At 68.0% G+C, this 22,713-nt stretch carries 19 protein-coding genes; all 19 read right to left on the minus strand.

Going from position 1 to position 22,713, the window contains the following annotated elements:
• Window positions 1-72 precede the first annotated feature (72 nt).
• The 19 genes from VSR71_RS09720 to VSR71_RS09810 all read right to left on the minus strand — a co-directional run bounded on the left by VSR71_RS09720 (window position 73) and on the right by VSR71_RS09810 (window position 22,639).
• Window positions 73-1,017: a CysB family HTH-type transcriptional regulator gene (locus VSR71_RS09720; protein ID WP_342913659.1), complete on the minus strand. Its 945-nt coding sequence runs from the start codon at window positions 1,015-1,017 to the stop codon at window positions 73-75.
• Window positions 1,014-2,126, minus strand: a complete 1,113-nt coding sequence (locus VSR71_RS09725) for a sulfate ABC transporter ATP-binding protein (protein WP_342913660.1) — start codon at window positions 2,124-2,126, stop codon at window positions 1,014-1,016. The genes VSR71_RS09720 and VSR71_RS09725 overlap by 4 nt, the downstream gene beginning before the upstream one ends.
• Window positions 2,123-3,103, minus strand: coding sequence for a sulfate ABC transporter permease subunit CysW (cysW, locus tag VSR71_RS09730; RefSeq protein WP_342913661.1), 981 nt, complete (start codon window positions 3,101-3,103; stop codon window positions 2,123-2,125). Before cysW ends, VSR71_RS09725 begins: the two co-directional genes overlap by 4 nt.
• A gap of 1 nt (window position 3,104) precedes the next feature.
• A complete protein-coding gene (gene cysT / locus VSR71_RS09735) occupies window positions 3,105-4,058 on the minus strand; it encodes a sulfate ABC transporter permease subunit CysT (RefSeq protein WP_342913662.1) in 954 nt (317 codons plus the stop codon).
• A 137-nt stretch (window positions 4,059-4,195) separates the two neighbouring features.
• Complete coding sequence (locus VSR71_RS09740) at window positions 4,196-4,882, minus strand: RBBP9/YdeN family alpha/beta hydrolase (protein ID WP_342913663.1); 687 nt, start codon at window positions 4,880-4,882, stop codon at window positions 4,196-4,198.
• Window positions 4,879-5,742: an EAL domain-containing protein gene (locus VSR71_RS09745; RefSeq protein WP_342913664.1), complete on the minus strand. Its 864-nt coding sequence runs from the start codon at window positions 5,740-5,742 to the stop codon at window positions 4,879-4,881. The genes VSR71_RS09740 and VSR71_RS09745 overlap by 4 nt, the downstream gene beginning before the upstream one ends.
• 104 nt (window positions 5,743-5,846) lie before the next feature.
• A complete protein-coding gene (locus VSR71_RS09750) occupies window positions 5,847-6,788 on the minus strand; it encodes an ATP-binding cassette domain-containing protein (RefSeq protein ID WP_342913665.1) in 942 nt (313 codons plus the stop codon).
• Window positions 6,789-6,824: 36 nt separating this feature from the next.
• A complete protein-coding gene (gene ssuC / locus VSR71_RS09755; protein ID WP_342913666.1) occupies window positions 6,825-7,628 on the minus strand; it encodes an aliphatic sulfonate ABC transporter permease SsuC in 804 nt (267 codons plus the stop codon).
• On the minus strand, window positions 7,625-8,812 hold the full coding sequence (gene ssuD, locus VSR71_RS09760; protein WP_342913667.1) for an FMNH2-dependent alkanesulfonate monooxygenase: 1,188 nt from the start codon (window positions 8,810-8,812) through the stop codon (window positions 7,625-7,627). The genes ssuC and ssuD overlap by 4 nt, the downstream gene beginning before the upstream one ends.
• A gap of 49 nt (window positions 8,813-8,861) precedes the next feature.
• Window positions 8,862-9,911: a sulfonate ABC transporter substrate-binding protein gene (locus VSR71_RS09765; RefSeq protein ID WP_342913668.1), complete on the minus strand. Its 1,050-nt coding sequence runs from the start codon at window positions 9,909-9,911 to the stop codon at window positions 8,862-8,864.
• Between the two features lie 169 nt (window positions 9,912-10,080).
• The gene (gene ssuE / locus VSR71_RS09770) at window positions 10,081-10,719 is read right to left on the minus strand and encodes an NADPH-dependent FMN reductase (RefSeq protein WP_342913669.1); all 639 of its coding nucleotides are present in this window, start codon (window positions 10,717-10,719) and stop codon (window positions 10,081-10,083) included.
• Between the two features lie 85 nt (window positions 10,720-10,804).
• Window positions 10,805-11,809, minus strand: a complete 1,005-nt coding sequence (locus tag VSR71_RS09775; RefSeq protein ID WP_342913670.1) for a sulfate ABC transporter substrate-binding protein — start codon at window positions 11,807-11,809, stop codon at window positions 10,805-10,807.
• 417 nt (window positions 11,810-12,226) lie between these two features.
• The gene (locus VSR71_RS09780) at window positions 12,227-12,766 is read right to left on the minus strand and encodes a ferritin-like domain-containing protein (RefSeq protein WP_342913671.1); all 540 of its coding nucleotides are present in this window, start codon (window positions 12,764-12,766) and stop codon (window positions 12,227-12,229) included.
• Window positions 12,767-13,036: 270 nt separating this feature from the next.
• The gene (gene clpB, locus VSR71_RS09785) at window positions 13,037-15,625 is read right to left on the minus strand and encodes an ATP-dependent chaperone ClpB (RefSeq protein WP_342913672.1); all 2,589 of its coding nucleotides are present in this window, start codon (window positions 15,623-15,625) and stop codon (window positions 13,037-13,039) included.
• A 190-nt stretch (window positions 15,626-15,815) separates the two neighbouring features.
• Window positions 15,816-16,688 (minus strand): MaoC/PaaZ C-terminal domain-containing protein, encoded by an 873-nt coding sequence (locus VSR71_RS09790; protein ID WP_342913673.1) that lies wholly within the window; start codon window positions 16,686-16,688, stop codon window positions 15,816-15,818.
• The gene (locus VSR71_RS09795; protein WP_342913674.1) at window positions 16,688-18,838 is read right to left on the minus strand and encodes a D-(-)-3-hydroxybutyrate oligomer hydrolase; all 2,151 of its coding nucleotides are present in this window, start codon (window positions 18,836-18,838) and stop codon (window positions 16,688-16,690) included. Before VSR71_RS09795 ends, VSR71_RS09790 begins: the two co-directional genes overlap by 1 nt.
• A 122-nt stretch (window positions 18,839-18,960) precedes the next feature.
• Entirely contained in the window at window positions 18,961-20,505 is a 1,545-nt protein-coding gene (locus VSR71_RS09800; RefSeq protein ID WP_342913675.1) for a long-chain fatty acid--CoA ligase, read from the minus strand.
• Window positions 20,506-20,520: 15 nt separating this feature from the next.
• Window positions 20,521-21,597, minus strand: a complete 1,077-nt coding sequence (locus VSR71_RS09805; protein ID WP_342913676.1) for a branched-chain amino acid ABC transporter permease — start codon at window positions 21,595-21,597, stop codon at window positions 20,521-20,523.
• Between the two features lie 16 nt (window positions 21,598-21,613).
• Window positions 21,614-22,639, minus strand: coding sequence for a branched-chain amino acid ABC transporter permease (locus VSR71_RS09810; protein ID WP_342913677.1), 1,026 nt, complete (start codon window positions 22,637-22,639; stop codon window positions 21,614-21,616).
• Between the last annotated feature and the right edge of the window lie 74 nt (window positions 22,640-22,713).

The following is a 22,713-nucleotide window of genomic DNA, read 5'->3' on the forward strand; positions in this document are numbered from 1 at the left end:
GACGGCGGCGAGGTGCCCCCGGCGCCATCCGGGGCCGGGCATTGCGCGGCGCCGGGCCGATGCGGGTGGCGTTCAGGCCGCCAGCGCCTGCCGGTCCTGCTCCGACAGCGCGCTGCTGACGGTGTCGCGCGACAGGTGCGGCGCAAACTTATTGATGAAGTCGTGCGCATAGCCGCGCAGGTAGGCGCCGCGGCGCACGGCCACGCTGGTGGTGTTGGGCGCGAACAGGTGGTCGGCGTTGATCCGCACCAGGCCCGAGTCCTTGCGCTCGTCGTACGCCATCGACGCGATGATGCCCACGCCCAGCTCCAGTTCGGCATAGGTCTTGATCACGTCGGCGTCCAGCGCGGTCAGCACGATCTCCGGCTGCAGCCCGGCCTCGGCGAAGGCTGTGTCGATCTTGCGGCGGCCGGTGAAGCCGGCGTCGTAGGTGATGAGCTGGAAGCCGGCCACGTCCTCGAGCGTCGGCTCGGGCAGGCGCGTCAGCGGATGATCGGGCGAGACCACCAGCACGTGCTGCCAGCTGTAGGCCTCGAACGAGGTCAGCCCGGCTTCGGTCGCCAGCGCTTCGGTGGCGATGCCGATATCGGCCTGCCCGGTCAGCAGCAGCTCGACGATATGCGTGGGCGACGCTTCCTGCAGCGCGAGGGTCACGTGCGGATACTCGCGACGGAAGGCCTGCACCACGCGCGGCAGCGCGTAGCGGGCCTGCGTGTGGGTGGTGGCCACGGTCAGGCGCCCGGTATGGCGGCCGGCGAACTCGTCGCCGGCCTGGCGCAGGTTCTCTGCTTCAAGCAGCAGTCGCTCGACGATGCGCACGATCTCGCGGCCCGGCTCGGTCAGCCCCGTCAGCCGCTTGCCATAGCGCTCGAAGATCTCCACGCCCAGCTCTTCCTCCAGCTCGCGGATCTGGCGCGACACACCGGGCTGCGAGGTATAGAGCGCGTTGGCGACCTCGGTCAGGTTGAACTGGCGGCGCACCGCCTCGCGGATCGATCGGAGTTGCTGGAAGTTCATCGTGCGGCCTCTTGTTTTTTGTTCGGGGCAGTGCCATTGGCTTGCGTAAAGACGCGCAGCTGGCGCGGCCGCACGGCGAGCAGTTCGCCCTCGCGGAAGCCCGCGTGGCGGAAGCGCTCGAGCGGCAGCGCCACTTCGATCACGTCCTGGTTGTCTTCACGCTCGAGTTCGAGCTGGGCCACCGGCCCCAATGTCAGCGCGCGGCGCAGCGTCACGGCGATGCCGTCGGCGCCGGGCGAATAGCGCTCCAGGTCCAGGTCGTGCGGGCGGACATAGGCGACCGCATCGCCTGCGGTTTCATGCCCGCTGCCGACCACCGGCAGCACCGCTTCGCCGGTATGCAGCAGGCCGCCGCTCTCGCCCACTTCCAGCCGGCCGTGGAACAGGTTCACGTTGCCGAGGAAGCCGAACACGAACGGCGTGGCCGGGTGGTTGTAGACCGCCTCGGGCGAGCCGAACTGCTCGACGCGGCCGCGGTTCATCAGCACCACCTGGTCGGCCACTTCCAGCGCTTCTTCCTGGTCGTGCGTGACGAACACGCTGGTCACATGCAGTTCGTCGTGCAGCCGGCGCAGCCAGCGGCGCAGCTCCTTGCGCACCTTGGCGTCGAGCGCGCCGAAGGGTTCGTCGAGCAGCAGCACGCGCGGCTCCACCGCCAGCGCGCGCGCCAGCGCGATACGCTGGCGCTGGCCGCCCGACAGCTGCGACGGGTAGCGGTCAGCCAGCCAGTCGAGCTGCACCAGGTCGAGCAGCGAATGCACCTTCTCGCGGATCTGCGCTTCGCTCGGGCGTTCGGCGCGCGGCTTCACGCGCAGGCCGAAGGCCACGTTCTCGAACACACTCATATGCTTGAACAGCGCATAGTGCTGGAACACGAAGCCCACCTGGCGCTGGCGCACATGCTGGTTCGACGCATCGCGCCCGGCCAGCACGATCTGGCCAGCGTCGGCGCGCTCCAGGCCGGCGATGATGCGCAGCAGCGTGGTCTTGCCGCAACCGGACGGCCCCAGCAGCGCCGTCAGCTCGCCTTCGTCGAAATCGAGCGAGACATTGTCCAGCGCGACGAAATCGCCAAAGCGCTTCTCTACGTTCTTGACCTGGATGCTCATGATGCCGTTCCTTGCACGGATGCCTGCAGGGGGGTTCCCGCTGTTCCAACTGTTCCGAGTGTTCCGAGTGTTCCAGCCGGCCGCTCGATCACGGCCTCTTCCGTCTCTTTGCGCGCGCGCCACTCCACCAGCGTCTTGATGCCGAGTGTGACCAGCGCCAGCAACGTCAGCAGCGAGGCCACCGCGAAGGCCGCCGCGAAGTTGTACTCGTTGTAGAGAATCTCTACGTGCAGCGGCATGGTGTTGGTCAGCCCGCGGATATGGCCCGACACCACCGACACCGCGCCGAACTCGCCCATCGCCCGCGCATTGCACAGGATCACCCCGTACAGCAGGCCCCAGCGGATATTGGGCAGCGTGATGTGGCGGAAGGTCTGCCAGCCCGAGGCACCCAGCACGATCGCGGCCTCTTCCTCTTCGCTGCCCTGCGCCTGCATCAGCGGGATCAGCTCGCGCGCCACGAAGGGAAAGGTCACGAAGATCGTCGCCAGCACGATGCCCGGCACCGCGAACATGATCTTGATGTCATGCGCTTCCAGCCACGGACCGAACCAGCCCTGCGCGCCGAACAGCAGCACGTAGACCAGCCCGGAGATCACCGGCGACACCGAGAACGGCAGGTCGATCAGCGTGATCAGCAGATTCTTGCCGCGGAACTCGAACTTGGCGATGGCCCATGCCGCCGCCACGCCGAACACCACGTTCAGCGGCACCGCGATCGCCGCCACCGTCAGCGTGAGCTGGATCGCGGCCACGGCATCGGGTTCGACCAGCGCTTCGATGTAGGTCTGCACGCCCTTGCGCAGCGCTTCATAAAAGACTGAAGCCAGCGGCACGAACAGGAACAGCGTGAGGAACAGCACCGCCAGCGTGATCAGCGTGCAGCGCACCCATGGCGCCTCGCCGGTGGCGTCGAACCTGTGATGGGCCCGGTCCTGGCGCTGCGCGCCCAGGCGTCCCGAGACTGCGCCCGCCATGTCAGAGCTCCTTGCCCGTCTCGGGCGCTTCGGGTGCCAGCGCGGCGCGCGCACCCGACTGGTGGCGGCGCGTCCAGGCCTGCAGCAGGTTGATCAACAGCAGCAGCCCGAACGAGATCACCAGCATCACCACCGCGACCGCGGTGGCGCCGGCATAGTCGTATTGCTCCAGCTTGGAATAGATCATCAGCGGCGCGATCTCCGACACCATCGGCATGTTGCCGGAGATAAACACCACCGAGCCGTACTCGCCGGTGGCGCGCGCGAAGGACAGCGCGAAACCCGTCAGCAGCGCCGGCAGGATCGCCGGCAGGATCACGCGCCGGAAGGTCTGCAGCCGGTTGGCGCCCAGGCTCGCGGCGGCCTCTTCCAGTTCCTGCTCCACGTCTTCGAGCACCGGCTGCACCGTGCGCACCACGAACGGCAGGCCGATAAAGGTCAGCGCCACCACCACGCCCAGCGGCGTGAACGCGACCTTGATGCCGAGCGGTTCAAGGTAGCGGCCGATCCAGCCGTTGCCGGCGAACAGCGCGGTCAGCGCGATGCCGGCCACCGCGGTTGGCAGCGCGAACGGCAGGTCGACCAGCGCATCGATCAGACGCTTGCCCGGGAAGCGGTAGCGCACCAGCACCCAGGCGACGATCAGTCCGAACACCGAATTGACGATGGCCGCGATCAGCGACGCGCCGAAGCTCAGCTGCAGCGATGCCACCACGCGCGGCGCCGTGATCGACGTCCAGAACGCGTCCCATGTCATCGTGAACGTCTTCAGGAACGTCGCCGACAGCGGGACCAGGACAATCAGCGTCAGGTAGAACAGCGTGAAGCCCAGCGACAAGCCAAAGCCGGGCAGCACCGTAAAGCGCTGCTTGGCGGGGCTGCGTGGCGAACGCGAGGCCGGCGCATCGGGGGCGCCCGGCGTGGGGGCATCCGCCAGGGATAGGGAGGGTGGCATGTCCGTCTCGTCTGTGGAGGCCGGCTTCGGGGGCCGGTTCCTTATGACGCCGGCGCATGTTGCGCCGGCTTACGAGACAGATTCTGCAGATCCGTCTTTATAAACAGAACGAATCTTTCTGAATTTTCTTAGACGATTTAGATATATGGGGCTCCGGGAGACACTTCCAGGCCTGCTTCCCATGGCGTGGACGCCGCTTCAGCGACGCCAGCATCACCTGCATCGGCGATGCGTTGCACCAGCGTGCCCAGCAGGGCCAGGCCCTCGGCCCAGTCGCCCTGGCCGGAATCGGCATTGATATGCCCCAGGTTACCGGCATCGACCAGTTCGCTGCCCCACAGCGTACCCCAGCTGAAGGCGGTGCGCTGTGGCATCCACGGATCGTTGCGGCTGGCCACCAGGATGGTCGGGAACGGCAGCCGGTAGGTCGGCAGCAGGCCGGCGACGCCGAACTTGTCGGGATCGGCCGGCGCCACCAGCAGCGCGCCGGCGATGGCCGCCGGGTCCAGCGAGGCCTGCCGCAGTGCCGCCAGGCAGCCGAAGCTGTGCGCCACCAGCACCGCCCCGCGCGAGGCCACGCGCTGCGCCCGCATCACGCATTCCGAGACTCGCTCTGCCCATAATGGCAGGCTCGGGCGCGACCAGTCATGCTGCTCGACGCGCTGCCAGTCCGGGAAGCGCTGCTCCCAGCGGCTCTGCCAGTGCCCCGGGCCGCTGCCATGCAGGCCCGGCACGGTCAGCACCTGCAGGTGCCGCGGGATTTCCAGGCGCGTGCCGTGCGCCGCCGGGAGTGGCCCTGCCGATGATCCGATCACTTGCGTCATACCGGCTCCTTGCTGAGTTGGTGTGCAGCGGTCGCGCCCATGGCCGCCACCTGTGCCCGCAGCGCGGCCGTGCTGACCAGCGCGCCGGCGAAAGCGCCCTGCCCCAGGCCGATGCCTGCAGCCTGCAGCCGCTCCACGCTTTCGGCGTCCTGCAGCCGCCGCCCGATCAGCGTGACGCCGGCATTGGCAGCGCTGGCGCGCAGTCCCGACAGCTGGCGGTCGGTCCAGGTGCGGCGCATGTCGAGCTTGAGCCAGTCCGGCAACGCATGCGCCATCAGCGCACCCGCCTCGGCCGGGTCCGACGCCTGCAGGCTGACCGCGAAGCCGTTGCGGCGGTAATTGCCGACCACGTGCAGCAGCAGCGGCAGGTCATCATTGGCGCTGGCCGGCACCTGGATCACGAAGCGCTCCAGCGGCAAGCCCAGCGACTGCAGTGCGCGCCGGAACGCGGCGCCGTGGTCGTCGGCGACCGCGGCCAGCAGCCGGTTGTGCACGTTCAGCACCAGCCTGTGCGCGCCGTCGGCGGCAAAATAATTGATCGCGTGCAGCAGCCGCGACAGGCGGTCCAGCGACACCAGCGTGGTGTCGTCGGCGGCCATCGCGAACAGCTTCCACGCCGCCAGGCCGACGCCGTCGTCGGCATAGGTGTGGATCGAGCCTTCGTGCGCCACGACCTCGCGGTCGGCCAGCGTCACCAGCGGCTCGAAGGCACTGGTCAGCGAGCAATTGAAGAACTGTCCCTGCACCTGCCCGCGCGCGTCGCGCCACAGTTGCCGGTCGGCCAGCGGCTGGCGCGGCAGCGATTCCAGGTAGCGTTGCAGCGGATTGGCTGCGCTGGCGGGTTCATGCACGCCTGGCATGGCGGTTTCCTTCGGTTGACCGGACCGCGTCAGGTCCCATGGTCGGGTTGTTGATGGCAACGGCGTGCCGTCGCAGCGCGCGCCTGCCTGCTCATGATAGGAGTTCAACGGGCCGCGGCGAATGAAGATTCCGGCCTGTCGCTGTGTACGCCGTCGTCGATGCGCTGCGCACGGCGCTTCGTGCCCGCATCGCGGGGCGAAGAAGGCGCCGGCGCTTGACGCATCACCCGCTGCAGCACCTCGGCTTCCAGTTGCGCGAAGCCGGCGGCGCCGCGCTGGCGCGGCCGCGCCAGCGCCACGCGCGCGTCCATGGCGATGTGGCCATCCTCGATCAGCACGACGCGGTCGGCCAGTGCCACGGCCTCGGAGACGTCATGCGTCACCAGCAGCGCCGTGAAGCCAAGCCGCCGCCACAGGCCTTCGATCAGGCCCTGCATTTCGATGCGTGTGAGCGCATCCAGCGCGCCCAGCGGCTCATCGAGCAGCAGCAACTGCGGGTGATGCACCAGCGCGCGCGCCAGCGCCACGCGCTGCCGCTGGCCTCCGGACAGCCGGGCGGGCCACGCCTGCGCGCGGTCGGCCAGGCCCACCTGCGCCAGCACCTCGGCCGCTTCGCCGCGGCGTGCGCGCGGCAGCCCCAGCGCCACGTTGTCCAGCACGCGCTTCCACGGCAGCAGGCGCGCGTCCTGGAACATCACGCGCACATCGGCGCCGCGCTTGCGGCTGCGCTTGCCCTGCTCCTGCGTGTCACCGTCAATGGCGATGCTGCCGCCGTCGGCGCCTTCCAGCCCCGCCACCAGCCGCAGCAGCGTGCTCTTGCCGCAACCGCTGCGCCCGACGATGGCGACGAACTCTCCCGGCGCCACGTCGAGCGCCACATCGTGCAGCACGTCGCGGCCGTCATAGCGCTTGACCACCTGGCGCAAGCGCAGCGCGACGCCACCCGTGCGGCACGGTGCCGCCGTCTCGTGCGTGACTGCCTCGCGGCGCGCGAGGCCCGCTTCAAGTTCGGCCAGCGCGGCCTGTTCCACCGGATACATCTGCATGTCCATCTCCTTGCCGAGCGTGCGGCGTTGCGTGGTTCAGGCGGCCGCGTAGCCGGGGTGCCAGCGCAGCCAGTAGCGCTCCAGCCCGCGTGACAGCAGGTCGGCCAGCTTGCCCAGCAATGCATAGAGCAGGATGCCCACCAGCACCACGTCGGTTTGCAGGAATTCGCGCGCGTTCATGGTCATGTAGCCGATGCCGGATTGCGCGGAGATGGTCTCCGCGACGATCAGGATCACCCACATCAGGCCGAGCGAAAAGCGCACACCCACCAGGATCCCGGGCAATGCGCCGGGCAGGATCACTTCACGGTACAGCTGCCAGCCGGACAGCCCGTAGCTGCGCGCCATTTCCACCAGACCGGTGTCGACCGAGCGGATGCCGTGATAGGTGTTCAGGTACACCGGGAAGAACACCCCCAGCGCCACCAGGAACAGCTTGGCGGATTCGTCGATGCCGAACCACAGGATCACCAGCGGGATCAGCGCCAGCGGCGGGATGTTGCGCACCATCTGCAGGGTGCTGTCGAGCAGCGTGGCCGCGCTGCGGAACGTGCCGGTCAGCAGCCCCAGCAGCAGGCCCAGCCCGCCGCCGATGGCAAACCCGGCCAGCGCGCGCCAGGTGCTGACGCCCACGTGTTTCCACAACTCGCCCGAGCCGGCCAGGCCCCAGGCGGCCTGCAGCACGGCCAGCGGGGCCGGCAGCACGCGGTTCGACAGCCAGCCGTTCTGCGAAGCCGCCTGCCACGCCACGATCAGCAGCACGGGCGCGATCCACGGCGCCACGGCACGCGCCAGCGCTGCGAAAGGCCGGCGCAGCGGCGGAAGCTGCTGAGCGCTCATGCCGCCCTCCCCCGGCCGTGCGCGGCGCGCGGCACGATGCCGGTCGCCATGACTTCGCCGAACGGGCCCGACAGCACCTTGCCCGGCAGCTTCTCTCGCACCGAGCGCGGCAGCAGCGGGAACACCAGTTCGGCAAAACGGTAGGCTTCTTCCAGATGCGGATAGCCGGACAGCACGAAAGTGTCGATGCCGAGCTCGGCGTACTCGCGCATGCGCTCGGCAACGGTGTGCGGATCGCCCACCAGGGCGGTGCCCGCGCCGCCGCGCACCAGGCCGACACCGGCCCACAGGTTGGGGCTGATTTCCAGCGCCTCGCGCGTGCGGCGCGAGCGGCGATCAGCGCCCGCATGCAACGCGGCCATGCGGCGCTGCCCTTCCGAATCCATTTTGGCGAACGCCGCCTGCGCGCGCGCCACGGTCTCGTCGTCGAGACGGCTGATCAGGTCTTCGGCGGCGGCCCACGCGGCGGCATCGGTCTCGCGCACGATCACGTGCAGGCGGATGCCGAACCACACGGTGCGGCCGTGCTTCGCCGCGTGACGGCGAACATCGTCCAGCTTCTGCGCCACGTCGGCCGGCGGTTCGCCCCAGGTCAGGTAGGTATCCACCTGCTCGCCCGCCAGCGCATGCGCCGGCGCCGACGAGCCGCCGAAGTACACCGGCGGGTGCGGCCGCTGCAGCGGCGGATAGAGGACGCGCGCGCCCTTCACGCTCAGGTGCTTGCCCTGGTAGTCGATCTGGCCGCTGTCATGGCTGGCCGCCAGTACGTCGCGCCAGATGCGCAGGAATTCGGCGGAGGCCTCGTAGCGCTCGCCGTGGTCGAGGAACAGGCCGTCGCCCTCCAGCTCGGCGGAGTCGCCGCCGGTGACGAGGTTGATCAGCAGCCGGCCATTGGAGAGCCGGTCGAAGGTTGCAGCCATCCGCGCGGCCAGCGTCGGCGCCATCAGGCCCGGGCGCACAGCCACCAGGAATTTCAGGCGCTGCGTCACGGCCGACAGCGCCGACGCCGCCACCCACGGGTCTTCGCAAGAACGGCCGGTGGGGATCAGCACCCCCTCATAGCCGAGCGTGTCGGCGGCCACGGCGACCTGCTTCATGTAGTCGAAACTGACTTCGCGCGCGCCTTCGGAGGTGCCGAGGTAGCGGCTGTCGCCGTGGGTCGGGATAAACCAGAATACGTGCATGTCGTGCTCCTTGTTGTTGTGCGGCGCCTTGGGCCGCACCTGCGCTGCATCAGCGCTGCGTCAGCGCCGCGCCTGCCGTTGCGGCCTGCTGCTGCGGCACATCCCAGCGCGCATCGGCCACCTTGACCGGCCTCGGAATCAGCTTGAGCGCGTGGAAGGCATCGGCGATGCGCTGCTGCTCGGCCAGCACGCCGGCGCTGACCGGGCGCGCGCCGTAAGAGAAGCGCGAGACCGCCAGTTCCAGCACGTCGGCAGGCAGGCCGACTTCGCCCGTCAGCACGGCGGTCGCGTCTTTGGGGTTCTTTTCCGCCCACGTGCCCAGCTTGGCCAGTTCATCGAGGATCAGGCGCACGATTTCGGGCTTCGCCTGTGCGTAGGGACGCGACGCCAGGTAGAACTGATGGTTGCTGACCACGTTCTTGCCGTCGGCGCCACGGCCATCGGCCAGCACGCGCGCGCCCAGCTGCTTCTCGGCGGCGGCGAAGAACGGGTCCCAGATCACCCAGGCATCGACCGAGCCGCGCTCGAAGGCAGCGCGCGCATCGGCGGGCGGCAGGTAGACCGGCTGGATGTCGCTGTACTGCAGGCCCGCCTTTTCCAGCTGGCGCACCAGCAGGTAATGCACGTTCGAGCCCTTGTTGAGGGCCACGCGCTTGCCGCGCAGGTCGGCCACGGAACGCAGCGCCGACGACTTCGGCACGACGATGGCCTCGGCGGCCGGCGCCGGCGGTTCATTGCCGACATAGACCAGCTGCGCCCCGGCAGCCTGCGCGAAGATCGGCGGCGCCTCGCCCACGGTGCCGAAGTCGACGGCGCCCACATTGAGGCCTTCCAGCAGCTGCGGGCCCGCCGGGAATTCTGTCCACCTGACGGTGATGCCTTGCGGCGCCAGCCGCTTTTCCAGCGTGCCGCGCGCCTTCAGCAGCGTCAGCGTGCCGTACTTCTGGTAGCCGATGCGCAGCACCCTGGCGTCGATGTGCTTCGATTGCGCTTCGGCGGGGCCGGGCAGCAGGCCGTAGGCCAGGCCGGTGGCGGTCAACAGTGCGGCAATGATCAGGCGGCGGCGCGGCGAGCCGGCCGGCTTGATGGTGGTGGTCATGCGATGTTCCTCCGTGGCCGGCCAGGGAGCCGGCGCATGTTCTGAAGTCGGACTGCGTGGAATCGCGGGCAACATCCCGCCCTGCCCGCCCGGGTTACCGGTGGCATGGTTGGCGGCGTTGCTGCCGCTGCGCCGGGCTGGCCGGCGCCCAAAGCATCAGGAATTCAGATCAGGCGGTACATCGCTCCGCCACCACGGCGGCAGCGGCGGCGCGTTGCACGAAGGCGCCGGGAGGCACAACGTCGAGCGCGTCGAGCGGGACCTCGATGCGGGCACGGGCCAGTGCGTCGCGCACGCGCAGCAGGCCTTCGTCGAGGCGGGCGGACAGCGCGGCGTCAAAGCGCGCCTGGCGCAGGCCGCCGGAGTCGGAGGTTTCGATCTGCTGGTCCACGGCAAAGATGCCGGGCAGTATCTGGCGCGAGCCCAGCGCGGCCAACACCGGGCGCAGCGCGTAGTCGATCACCAGCGCATGGGCGAGGCTGCCGCCGGTGGCGATCGGCAGCACGATTTTGTCGCGCAGGCCGGTTTGCGGCAGCAGGTCCAGGAAGGCTTTGAGCAGGCCGCTGTAGGCGGCCTTGTAGACCGGCGTGGCCAGCACCACCACCTGGGCCTCGGCCACCGCGCGGCTGGCGGCGGCAATGGCGTCGTCGTCCACGCGCGCCGCCAGCAGCGGACCCGCCGGCAGATCGCGCAGGTCCAGGTGGCGTGTGCGTTCGCCCGCGGCCTCCAGCGCGGTGCGCAGGTGCGCCAGCACAAGGCCGGAGCGGGACTGGACCGACGGGCTGCCGGAGAGCGTCAGGATGGACATCGGAGCTTCCTTTTTCTGGTGGGCCGGCATGGTGCCGGGCCGCCCTACGCGGCCCGGCACACCGGCCTGATCGGTGTTACCGGGGTTATTTCTTGCCGGGCTGATAAACCTGGTCGAACGAGCCGCCGTCGGCGAAGTGGGTCTTCTGGGCCTTCTGCCAGCCGCCGAACACTTCATCGATGGTGAACAGCTTGACCTTGGGGAAGTTGGCCGCGTACTTGGCCGCCACCTTCTGCGAGATCGGGCGGTAGTAGTTCTTCGCGGCGATCTCCTGGCCTTCGTCGGTGTACAGGAACTGCAGGTAGGCCTCGGCGGCCTTGCGCGTGCCCTTCTTGTCGACCACCTTGTCGACCACGGCCACCGGCGGCTCGGCCAGGATCGAGATCGACGGCGCGACGATCTCGAACTTGTCCGGGCCCAGCTCCTTGATGGCCAGGATGGCTTCGTTCTCCCAGGCCAGCAGCACGTCGCCCAGGCCACGCTCGACGAACGTGGTGGTGGCGCCGCGCGCGCCGGAATCCAGCACCGGCACGTGCTTGAGCAACTCGCCGACGAACTCGCGCGCCCTGGTCTCATTGCCGCCCGGCTGGCGCAGCGCATAGCCCCACGCGGCCAGGTAGTTCCAGCGCGCGCCGCCCGAGGTCTTCGGGTTCGGCGTGATCACCTGTACGCCCGGCTTGACCAGGTCGCCCCAGTCCTTGATGCCCTTGGGATTGCCCTTGCGCACCAGGAACACGATGGTTGAGGTGTACGGCGCGGCGTTGTGCGGTAGGCGCTTTTGCCAGTCCGGCTTGATCAGTCCCTTCTCCGCGATGGCGTCGACGTCATACCCCAGCGCCAGCGTCACCACGTCAGCGTCCAGCCCGTCGATCACCGAACGGGCCTGCTTGCCGGATCCGCCATGCGACTGGCGCACGGTCACGGCATCGCCGCCCTGCGCCTTCCAGGCCTTGGCGAAGGCAGCGTTGACGTCGACGTACAGTTCGCGGGTCGGGTCGTAGGAAACGTTGAGCAGGTTGGTCGCCGAAGCGGTCTGCGCCGCGCCCAGGGCGCCCAGGACTGCCAGGCCGATGGCCAGTTTGCGGATCATTCGTGTTGCTCCCGTCTGTCGTGAATGGGCGCCATGCGCCTCTGGTTGCTTTGCCCGCCGTCCGGGGCGGGCTTGTGTCAGGAGCAAGACTACCGACGGGGCTATCTGAACGGAACGAATGGTTTCGCCGATCCTTTACTGTTTTTTGCATAAGATCGGACGGGAATATTGGCATGCCGCCATAAGGGGACGACGGGGCGCCAGGCGGCGTGAGGTGGAGCAAGCGGCACGCACAAAAGAAAACGCCCGCACCGGCAAACCGGCGCGGGCGAAGTTTCCATTCCGGAAACGGGTAGACAAGTCATGAAGAGCGCCCCCGCATCTCCATGACAAGACAAATGGTATCGGCTCACCGCGGGGTCCGATTTGATCGCGGTCAAGTCGGGAACAACCCGCAACGAATCGCCATCGCAGACTTCAGCCGCCCTGGCGCGCGAGCAGGTCCGCCATCTCGTCGGCGTGCTCCTCTTCCACCGCCAGGATCTCTTCCATCATGCGGCGCGAAGTCGGATCCCGTTCGCCCAGGAACTGGATGATCTCGCGATAGCTGTCGATGGCGATGCGCTCGGCCACCAGGTCTTCCCTGATCATCTCGGTCAGGCTGTTGCCCGGGACATATTCGGCATGCGATCGGCCGGTGAGGCCGTCCGGCGCAAAGTCGGGCTCGCCGCCAAGCTGGACGATGCGCTCGGCGATCTGGTCGGCATGGCCCTGCTCTTCATTGGAGTGGGCCAGGAATTCGTCGGCGACGCTCTTCGAGTTCGGGCCCTGGGCCATGAAATAGTGGCGGCGATAGCGCAGCACGCAGACGATCTCGGTCGCCAGCGCGTCGTTGAGCAGCTTCAGCACGGCCTCGCGGTCTGCCGTGTAGCCGGAGGTCACCGCGCCCTCTTCGATATGCTGGCGGGCGCGTTCGCGCAGGGTCTTGACGTCGGTGAGGAAAGGCTTGTCGGTCATGGATCGGCTCCTGTGGGGACAGGCTGCGTGGTGGCGCAGCGCTTTGTAAGGAAACTCAACCCTTTTGCAACGCGAAAAACGTGCCACTAAGAGAACGGCATGCAGCACGGCGGCTGGCAGTGCGGAGCCAGGCATCGCCGTGAAAAAATTGCACGGCGCGGCACTCCCTTACATGGCGAGGCAGGTGCTGCATAAACAGCGCGCCATGAAAAAAGGCCCTTGCGGGAATCCGCAAGGGCCTGCTGTGACACCGGCGCCTCGGAACCGGCCTTACTGGACGGCCTTCCCGAACGTGAACTCGCCATCCACATAGTCCACCGGCACCACATCCTTTGCCGCGAACTTGCCTTCCAGGATGGCGCGCGCCACCGGGTTCTCGATCTGCTGCTGGATCGCCCGCTTGAGCGGACGCGCTCCGAACACCGGGTCGTAGCCCGCGCTGGCGATCTTCTCCAGCGCATGGTCGCTGACCTCCAGCGTCATGTCCATGCGGGCCAGGCGGGCCCGCAGGCGCTGCAGCTGGATGCGCGCGATCGACTCGATATTCTTCTGGTCGAGCGCGTGGAACACCACCACTTCATCGATCCGGTTCAGGAACTCCGGCCGGAAATGCGTGCGCACTTCCTGCCAGACCGCGCCCTTGATCGCTTCCTGCGGCTCGCCGCTCATGGCCTGGATGATCTGCGAACCCAGGTTGGACGTCATCACGATCACCGTGTTCTTGAAGTCCACGGTGCGGCCCTGGCCATCGGTCAGGCGGCCGTCGTCCAGCACCTGCAGCAGCACGTTGAAGACGTCCGGGTGCGCCTTCTCGACTTCGTCGAGCAGCACCACGCTGTACGGCTTGCGGCGCACAGCCTCGGTCAGGTAGCCACCTTCCTCGTAGCCCACGTATCCCGGCGGCGCGCCGATCAGGCGGCTGACGCTGTGCTTTTCCATGAATTCGCTCATGTCGATGCGGATCAGGTGCTCTTCCGAATCGAACATGAACTCGGCCAGCGCCTTGCACAGTTCGGTCTTGCCGACGCCGGTCGGGCCCAGGAACAAGAACGAGCCATAAGGCTTGTTCTCGTCGGCCAGCCCGGCACGCGAGCGACGGATGGCATCGGACACCAGCCGCACGGCCTCGTCCTGCCCCACCACGCGCGCATGCAGGCGTTCTTCCATCTTCAGCAGCTTCTCGCGCTCGCCCTGCATCATCTTCGACACCGGAATGCCGGTCGCGCGGCTGACCACTTCGGCGATTTCCTCGGCGCCCACCTGCGTGCGCAGCAGCTTGTTGGGCTGCTTCTGCTCGCTGGCTTCGGCGTCGGTCGCGGCCTTGAGCTTGCCTTCCAGGCCCGGCAGCTTGCCGTATTGCAGCTCGGCCACCTTGTCGAGCTTGCCTTCGCGCTGCAGCCTGGAAATCTCCAGCTTGATCTTCTCGATCTCTTCCTTCAGCGCGGCCGTGCCCTGCGCGGCGCCCTTCTCGGCCTTCCAGATCTCGTCGAGGTCGGCGTATTCCTTCTCCAGGCGCGCAATCTCCTGCTCGATCAGGTCCAGGCGCTTGAGCGAGGCTTCGTCGGTCTCCTTCTTGACCGCTTCGCGCTCGATCTTGAGCTGGATGGTGCGGCGCTCGAGCTTGTCCATCGACTCCGGCTTGGAGTCGATTTCCATCTTGATGCGCGCACCCGCCTCGTCGATCAAATCGATCGCCTTGTCGGGCAGGAAACGGTCGGTGATATAGCGATGCGACAGCTCCGCCGCGGCGACGATGGCCGGGTCGGTGATCTCGACGCCATGGTGCAGCTCATACTTTTCCTGCAGGCCGCGCAGGATGGCGATGGTCGCTTCCACGGTGGGCTCGTCGACCAGCACCTTCTGGAAGCGGCGCTCCAGCGCGGCGTCCTTCTCGATGTACTTGCGGTATTCGTCCAGCGTGGTCGCGCCGATGCAGTGCAGTTCGCCGCGCGCCAGCGCCGGCTTGAGCATGTTGCCCGCGTCGATGGCACCCTCGGCCTTGCCCGCGCCGACCATGGTATGGATCTCGTCGATGAAGACGATGGTCTGGCCCTCGTCCTTGGCGACGTCGTTCAGCACGGCCTTCAGGCGTTCCTCGAACTCGCCGCGGTACTTGGCGCCGGCCAGCAGGCCGGCCATGTCGAGCACCAGCACGCGCTTGTTCTTCAGGCTCTCGGGCACTTCGCCATTGACGATGCGCTGCGCCAGCCCTTCCACAATGGCGGTCTTGCCCACGCCGGGCTCGCCGATCAGCACCGGGTTGTTCTTGGTGCGGCGCTGCAGGATCTGGATCGCGCGGCGGATCTCGTCGTCGCGGCCGATCACGGGATCGAGCTTGCCGATGCGGGCGCGCTCGGTCAGGTCGATGGTGTACTTCTTCAGCGCCTCGCGCTGGCCCTCGGCCTCGGCGCTGTTGACGGATTCGCCGCCGCGCACGGCCTGGATGGCCGCTTCCAGCGACTTGCGGTTCAGGCCGTTCTCGCGCGCGATGCGCCCGGCGTCACCCTTGTCGTCGGACACGGCGAGCAGGAACAGCTCGCTGGCGATGAACTGGTCACCGCGCTTGAGCGCTTCCTTCTCGGTGGCATTGAGCAGGTTGACCAGGTCGCGGCCGATCTGGACCTCGTTGGTGCCCTGCACTTGCGGCAGGCGCTTGATGGCGGCGTCCAGCGCCGTCTGCAGGCCCGGCACGTTGACGCCGGCGCGTGCCAGCAGCGCGCGGGCGGCGCCGTCGTCCTGCGACAGCAGCGCGCGCAGCACGTGCTGCGGGTCGATATATTGGTTGTCGTTGGCCAGGGCCAGGCTTTGCGCTTCAGCCAGCGCTTCCTGGAACCGGGTGGTCAGCTTGTCAAGACGCATAGGATTCCCTCTCTCGGATAGGTCGTGTCCTGATGCGGGGGGCGCTGGCTCCGGGCTTCACCGCCGGGTTGCCTGGATGCCCTGCCGGACACTGGATATCCGAAAGATAAGGCTTTGTCGCGACTTTTCAAGGACCGGGGCCGTATGGCGTGGAGTGCAGCAAACGGTACGCGAACCAGCCGTCATCCTGCTATGCCGCCCGGCTCTCGCCACCCTTGTCCGCCAGGTTGCGCACCAGCACCAGCGACTCGCCCTGCACGACCACGCGGCCATCCTCCCCGGTCACCACGCTCGCCAGGTTGACCAGATCCTTGCCGGCGCGCAGCCGGACGATGCGCACCTGAGCCGTCAGCGGCTCGTCCAGCCGCGCTGCCGAGGCCAGGCGCAGCGATTGCTTCATCCAGCCGGTGCCCCGACCCGGCAGGCGAGTACCGAGCAGGTCCGAGAACATGCCGGCCAGCAGCGGCAGCGGCACCGCCGCCTCCCCGAACCCGCGCGCGCGGGCGAAGGCGGCGTCGGCGTGGTACGGATTGGCATCGCCGGTCAGGGCGACGTACTCGCCGATATCGGCCGCGGTGAAGGCGCGCGTGGCGCTGGCCGACTGCCCGGGGCGCAGGCCGTAGAGCGCGGGATCGCCCGCGGCATCCGGTTGCGCGTCCGGCCACGCTGGCAGCCGGCCCGGAACTGCCTCGGCCAGCCACGACGACTCGCCCGCGGCCGCGACGCGCGGCGCCGCGCGGGGGATGCCCGCGCTGACCGTGGTGCCGAAACCAGTCAGCCCCGCCTGTGGCTGCGGGACCAGCGCAAACGCCACTCCGTCGCCGACGAAGGCCGGCGTCGGGAACATCAGCGTCTGCGCCACCGGCAGCGCGGGCGCGGCCAACTGCCGCCACGTATGGGCGCACAGCAGCGAAAACAGGAACATGCCGTGCGCCACCGTGGCACCGAAGTGCGTGCCGCGGGCAAAGGCCGGATCGCAGTGGATCGGGTTGTCGTCGCGCGACAGCGCGGCGAAGCGGTCGAAATCGCGTTGCGTCAGCACGCGCGGCATGGCTTCGATCATCAGTTGGGCACCTCCACGGTCAAAGCGTTGACGGTGATCGCATTGCCCGGCGCGGGCGTGGCGGCGATCGGCGGGACATTGGACGGCAGCAGCGCCGGCGCCGGCGTGTTGAAGGTGCCACCACGCGACGTGGTGCGCACCACCTGCGATGGCGGCAGCGCCTTGCCGGTGGTCAGGTTGTCGTAGACGGCATCGAGCGCGCGGTTCAGGTAGACATGTAGCGGCACGTAGCGGTTGCTGTAGCCCGCCACCAGACCGATGAAGGCATCGAAGTGCTGGGCATTCTCCACCTCGATGTACGACAGCTTGCTGGTCACCCCCTCTTTCTGGCGGTTCAGCCCCAGGTACGGGCGCGAGGTATGGTTCACCGGCAGCAGGCCGTCGCTGCGGCCATGCACGATCACCGCCGGCTTGCCGCGCAGGTTGCCATTGCGCAGCGTCAGCGCCAGGCCCGCCTGCAATGCGCGCGAGGCGGCGTCGGTTCCTGCCAGCAGCTTGCGCAGGCAATCGGCGCCATCGTAGTTGAGATCGGTGCGGCCGTTCGATGCCGACACGGAAAACAGGTTCAGGTACGGGCCGTGCGTCGGGTCGAGATCGTTGATCAGCTGCACCGACGGCGGCTGCGGCGGGATGCCATTGCCGGTGGCGAACATCGACGCCAGCGCGGCGGGGGCGATCGCCGCGGGCTTCAGGTCGGTCAGCGTATTGGCGAAGCTGTAGCCGCACAGCTTGTCGGTCACGCTGGCCTGCGCGTAGGCGTTGGCGTAGGTCACGGTGATCGCGGCGGCGGTGTCGAAGGCGGCCAGCGACGGGTGCAGGTCATCGGATTCGGACTCCCAGCCGGCGTCATGCAGGGCCTGCAGCGCGCTGGCGCTCTGCTCGCTGGTATTGATGCCGCTGACCAATCCCTTTTCCGCCAGCGTGGTGCAGCGGGCCGCGAAGAATGGCGCCATGGTCGGGTTGTCGTAGAACGGGGACTGCGTCAGCGCGGTAGTGCGCGCGGCACAGTGCTGCAGCAGGTTGGCCGTGCTGGTGTAGTCATACAGCGTGCGGCCCGAGGAAGACACCTGCACGCCGCCGCGGCGCACCACGACACCCGTGTCCGGCGGCATGTTGAGGTTGGGCTCGCCCACGGCCACGCCATCGATCAGGCCATCTGCATCCTGCTCGGCCGCGGCCACCGCCGCGCCGCCGCCGTTCGACACGCTCGACGCAATCACCAGGATCTTGCCCTTGTCCATGCTGTGCTGGCGCGTGCCGTTGGCGGACACCGCGCCGAAGCGGTCATTGATCGCCCAGATCGCGAACTCCACCGCCTGCAATGTGAACTTGCCCCAGTCCTTTTCCGGATTGCGCTGCGAATGCGCGTGCTTGAACGCGAGCCGATGCGGGCTGGCGGCGGTGAAGTCCGCCAGCGACGTGGCGCCGGCGGGCGCGGCGAACTGCGCATTCTTGCCGGCGGCCGCGCGTGTGGTGCGGGTCCCGTCGATCAGCGGCACGGTATCGGTGTCCAGGTCGTGCGGCGCGGCACCGGTGCCCTTGTCGGTGTAAGCCACCGCGCAGCCGCGCTTCAGCCCCCATTCGCCGGTGGCAATGGCGCCGTACACGCCGCGCGAGCCCGACGACGTGGCGGTGATCACGCATGGTTTGGCCGTATCGAAGCTGGCCGGGATCTGCACCAGCATGGTCACGTTCTGCTGGCCCGTGCCGTCGTCCGAATACGCCAGGTATTCCACGCCCGCGATCTTGCCTTCCGAGCCGGTGACATTGCCTTGCGCGTCCACGTTGGGGCCGTACAGCGAGCCGTAGCCGCCAGCTGCGGTGGTATCGACGATGGCGCGGTAGTTGGCGTAGATCGCGTAGCGCCGCAGTTCCGCCGCGGTCGGGGCGGTGGCATTGGCCGGCACCGGCGCGGTGGCGCTGGCGAGTCCGTCCTTGCCCAGCCCCGCGGTCAGCAGGTCGTCGCTGCTGCCGTTATAGCTGTTGATGGTGACCGTGCCGATATAGGCAGGCTTGGTGTTGGGGTTGTTGCCGTTGCCATTGTTGTCATCGCCTGAGCCGCAGGCTGCGGCCAGCATCGCGGCGGCGATGGCGAACACCGTGCGGCGCAGGCGGCCTTCTTGCAGCGGCGGAAACTGCCTGGAATGCATGTCACCCTCCTTCTGTCGCCCGCGTCGGGGCGGTAGAGACGTACGTCAATGAAGAACAGCGGAGACTGCGGACAGCGGAACAGCGGGAAATGCGGGAAATGCGTATGGCGGGGCGCGGCGCGTCAGCCGGCAAACCTGGCGCGCAGCTTGTGCTTCTCTACCTTGCCGGACGGCGTACGCGGCAAGGCGTCGACAAAGCGCACATGGCGCGGCACCTTGTAGCCGGCGAGTTGCGCCTTGCAATGGGCGACGACCTGCGCTGCATCGAGCGTGGCGCCCGCGCGCAGCACCACCAGCGCCATGCCGGTCTCGCCCCAGCGTTCGTCCGGCGTGCCGATCACGGCGGCCTCGGCCACGCCCGCAAGCTGGAACAGTACATTCTCGACTTCGGCGGGATAGACGTTCTCACCGCCAGAGATGTACATGTCCTTGGCGCGATCGACGATGTAGTAGTCGCCCTCCTCGTCGCGCCAGGCGATGTCGCCGGAATGCAGCCAGCCGTCGCGGATCGCGTTGGCGGTCGCCTCGGGCAGGTTCCAGTAGCCGGGCGTGACCCCCGGCCCCCTGATCAGCAGTTCGCCGCGCTCGCCGGGCGCCACGTCATGGCCCAGCGGGTCGACGATGCGGGTCAGCATCGACCCCACCGGCTTGCCGATGGTGCCGATCTTGCGGCGCGCGGTGGCTTCGTCGCAGACAAAGACCGTCGGACCGGTTTCGGTCATGCCGAAGCCGAAGCAGATGGTCACGCCCTTGGCCAGGTAGGCTTCCAGCAGCGGCCGCGGCACCGGCGAGCCGCCCGCCGACATGTTGCGCACGCCGGAGAAGTCCGCTTGCGCAAAACCGGCGTGCTGGCTCAGGAACAGGTAGACCGCCGGCACCGCGAAGAACATTGTGATGCCTTCGCCCGATTTGCGGTCGAGCCGGTCCAGCACGACCTGCGGCTCGAACTGCCGCATGATGTGCACCGTGCCGCCGGCATGCAGCACCGGGTTGGCATACAGGTTCAGGCCGCCGGTATGGAAGAACGGCAGCACGTTCAGGAACACGTCGTCGCGCGTGATCTTGTTGGCCAGCATGGCGTTGACGGCGTTGAAGAACACCATGCCAAAGGTCTGGATCACGCCCTTGGGCTTGCCGGTGGTGCCGGAGGTGTATAGCAGGTGCCAGACCTCGGACTCGTCGCGGCACGGCATCTCGATGACGCGGCCAGAAGCGGCGTCGAGCACGGCCTCGTATTCGGTCCAGCCACCGGGTACATCGGCCGCCTCGTCGTCGGCAAGATGCAGGACCGCGCGCAGCGGCACGGTGCGCGCCAGCTCGGCGGCCACCGCCAGGAAACCGTCGCCGGCGACCAGCACCTCGGGCGTGCAGTCCTGCAGGATCGGCAGCAGCTCGGCTGCGGGAAGGCGCCAGTTCAGGCACACCATCACCATGCCAGCCTTGGCGCAGCCATACAGCATCTCGAAATAGTCGGAACTGTTGTGCGCCAGCACGGCGACGCGCGTGCCTGGTGCCAGATGCAGGCCTTCGGCCAGGTATTCGGCGAAGCGGCTGGCGCGTTCGTCGAACTGGCGATAGGTCACCCGGCGTCCGCTTTCCACGTCCACCAGCGCGACCTTGTCGGGAGTGTGCTGCGCGTTCTTGTGCAGCCAGTCGATCACGTACATTGCGCGGGTCTCCGCTCAGGTTGCCACATCCTGCACGGCCCGATTGCCGCGCAGCCGCCCCACCACGCCCTGCGGGAAATAGTAGACGCTCAGGACAAAGAGCAGCCCCAGCCACAATAGCCAGCGGTCCGGATGCAGCAGCGACGACAGCAGCGGCAGCGCCGCGGTGGCGTCGCTGGCGAGCTTCATCACGTCCTGCAGGTAGGTCTGCGCCACCAGGAACAGCACCGTGCCGATCACCGCGCCGTAGATCGTGCCCATGCCGCCTATCACCACGATCAGCAGGATGTCGACCATGATCTCGAACGACAGCGAGGTATCAGGACCGTTATAGCGCAACCACACCGCCATCAACACCCCGGCCAGCGTGGCGAACATCGCAGACAACACCGTCGACACCGTGCGGTAGACCACGGTACGGTAGCCGATGGCCTCGGCGCGGAAGTCGTTCTCGCGGATCGCCTGCAGCACGCGCCCGAACGAGGAGTTGACGACGCGCAGCAACGCCAGGAACAGCACCAGCGCACCGGCGAACACCAGGTAGTAGCTCAGCAGCTTGCCGGTCAGCGGCACGCCCAGCAGTTCGGCGTCGCCGATCGAAAAGCCCGGTCGCAGCACCTCGGGCACCTTGAAGGTCAGCCCGTCCTCGCCGCCGGTCCACTCCGACAACTGCGAAACCAGCGTGGCGAAGGCGGTCGCCACCGCCAGCGTGATCATCGCAAAGAAGATCGCACGCACGCGCAGCGAGAACAGGCCGATCAGGAATGCCAGCAGCGCCGAGACCGCCAGCGCGCCCACGGTGCCCACGGCGAGCGCGCTCCAACCCGGCTCCATGCGTGACATCGCGATGGCCACGCCATAGCCGCCGATGCCGAAGAACATCGTATGCGCGAACGAGACGATGCCGGTGTAGCCCAGCAGCAGGTCATAGCTGGCCACCAGCACCACGAAGATGCAGATCTTGGCCGCCATGTTCAGTGCGCGCGCCCCGGGGAAGGCGAACGGCGCGCAGGCGAGAGCCAGCAGGATCAGCAGCAGGATCACCGCCAGCACGCGGCTGCGCGGCAGGTCGCCGGAGAGAAGTCGGATCATGGTCGTGTCGCTCCGTTCAGCGCCGCGCCACCGGGAACAGCCCTTGCGGGCGCCACAGCAGGATCAGCATCATCAGCAGGATGTTGGAGAACAGCGCGACCTTCGGGAACAGGAAGCCGGTGTAGTTGGCCATCAGGCCGACCAGCAGCGCGCCGACGAAGCAGCCCGTGGTCGAGCCCAGCCCGCCGATGATGATGACGATAAAGATCAGCACATTGACCTGCGCCCCGATCGCCGCGGTGATGTTCTGCTGGTACAAACCCCACAGCACGCCGCCCAGCCCGGCCAGGCCGGCGCCGACGACGAACACGCCGATGAACAGCCGGCGGATGCGGTAGCCGAGCGCCTCGACCATCTCGCGGTTCTCAACGCCCGCGCGGATCAGCAGGCCGATGCGGGTACGGTTGAGCAGCAGCAGCATCGCGATGAAGATCACCAGCCCGAGCGCCATCGCGATCAGCCGGTATTTCTCGATCGCGGCATCGCCCAGCAGCACCGCGCCACGGAAGGTGGTGGGCACCTGCAGCACGATGGTTTCCGGGCCCCAGATCGCCTTGATCAGCTGCTCGGCGACGATCATGCCGCCCATGGTGATCAGGATCTGCTTCAGGTGCTGGCCGTAGACCGGACGCACCACCACGCGCTCGAAGAACAGGCCGACCGCGCCGGCGGCGACCATGGCCGCGGCGATCGCCAGCGCGAAGACCGCCAGGTTCTGCGCGAGGCTGTCCGCCTCCACCCAGCCTGCCATCGGCAGCAGCACCGATGCCGCCACATAGGCGCCGAGGGCGATGAAGGCGCCGTGGCCGAAATTGAGCACGTCCATCAGGCCGAACACCAGCGTCAGTCCGGAGGACACCACGAAGATGATCATTCCCATCGCCAGGCCGGCGATGGTCAGCGTGAGCCACGTGGAAGGGCTGCCGACCAGCGGGAAGGCCAGCAGCATCAGCAGCGGCGCCAGGGCCAGCGGGGTCCAGTCGAGCCGGACCCTGGGCAGGGCTGCCGGCAATGCGGTGGGTAAGGTCGTTGAAGTTGTCATGGGTCTCCGTCCTGCCGCGGCTGACTCTCCGCGTTCGGTGTGCTCCCTCTCCCGCTTGCGGGAGAGGGTTGGGG

The organism is Cupriavidus oxalaticus (assembly GCF_038900635.1).
Classification (GTDB): Bacteria; Pseudomonadota; Gammaproteobacteria; order Burkholderiales; family Burkholderiaceae; genus Cupriavidus; species Cupriavidus oxalaticus_B.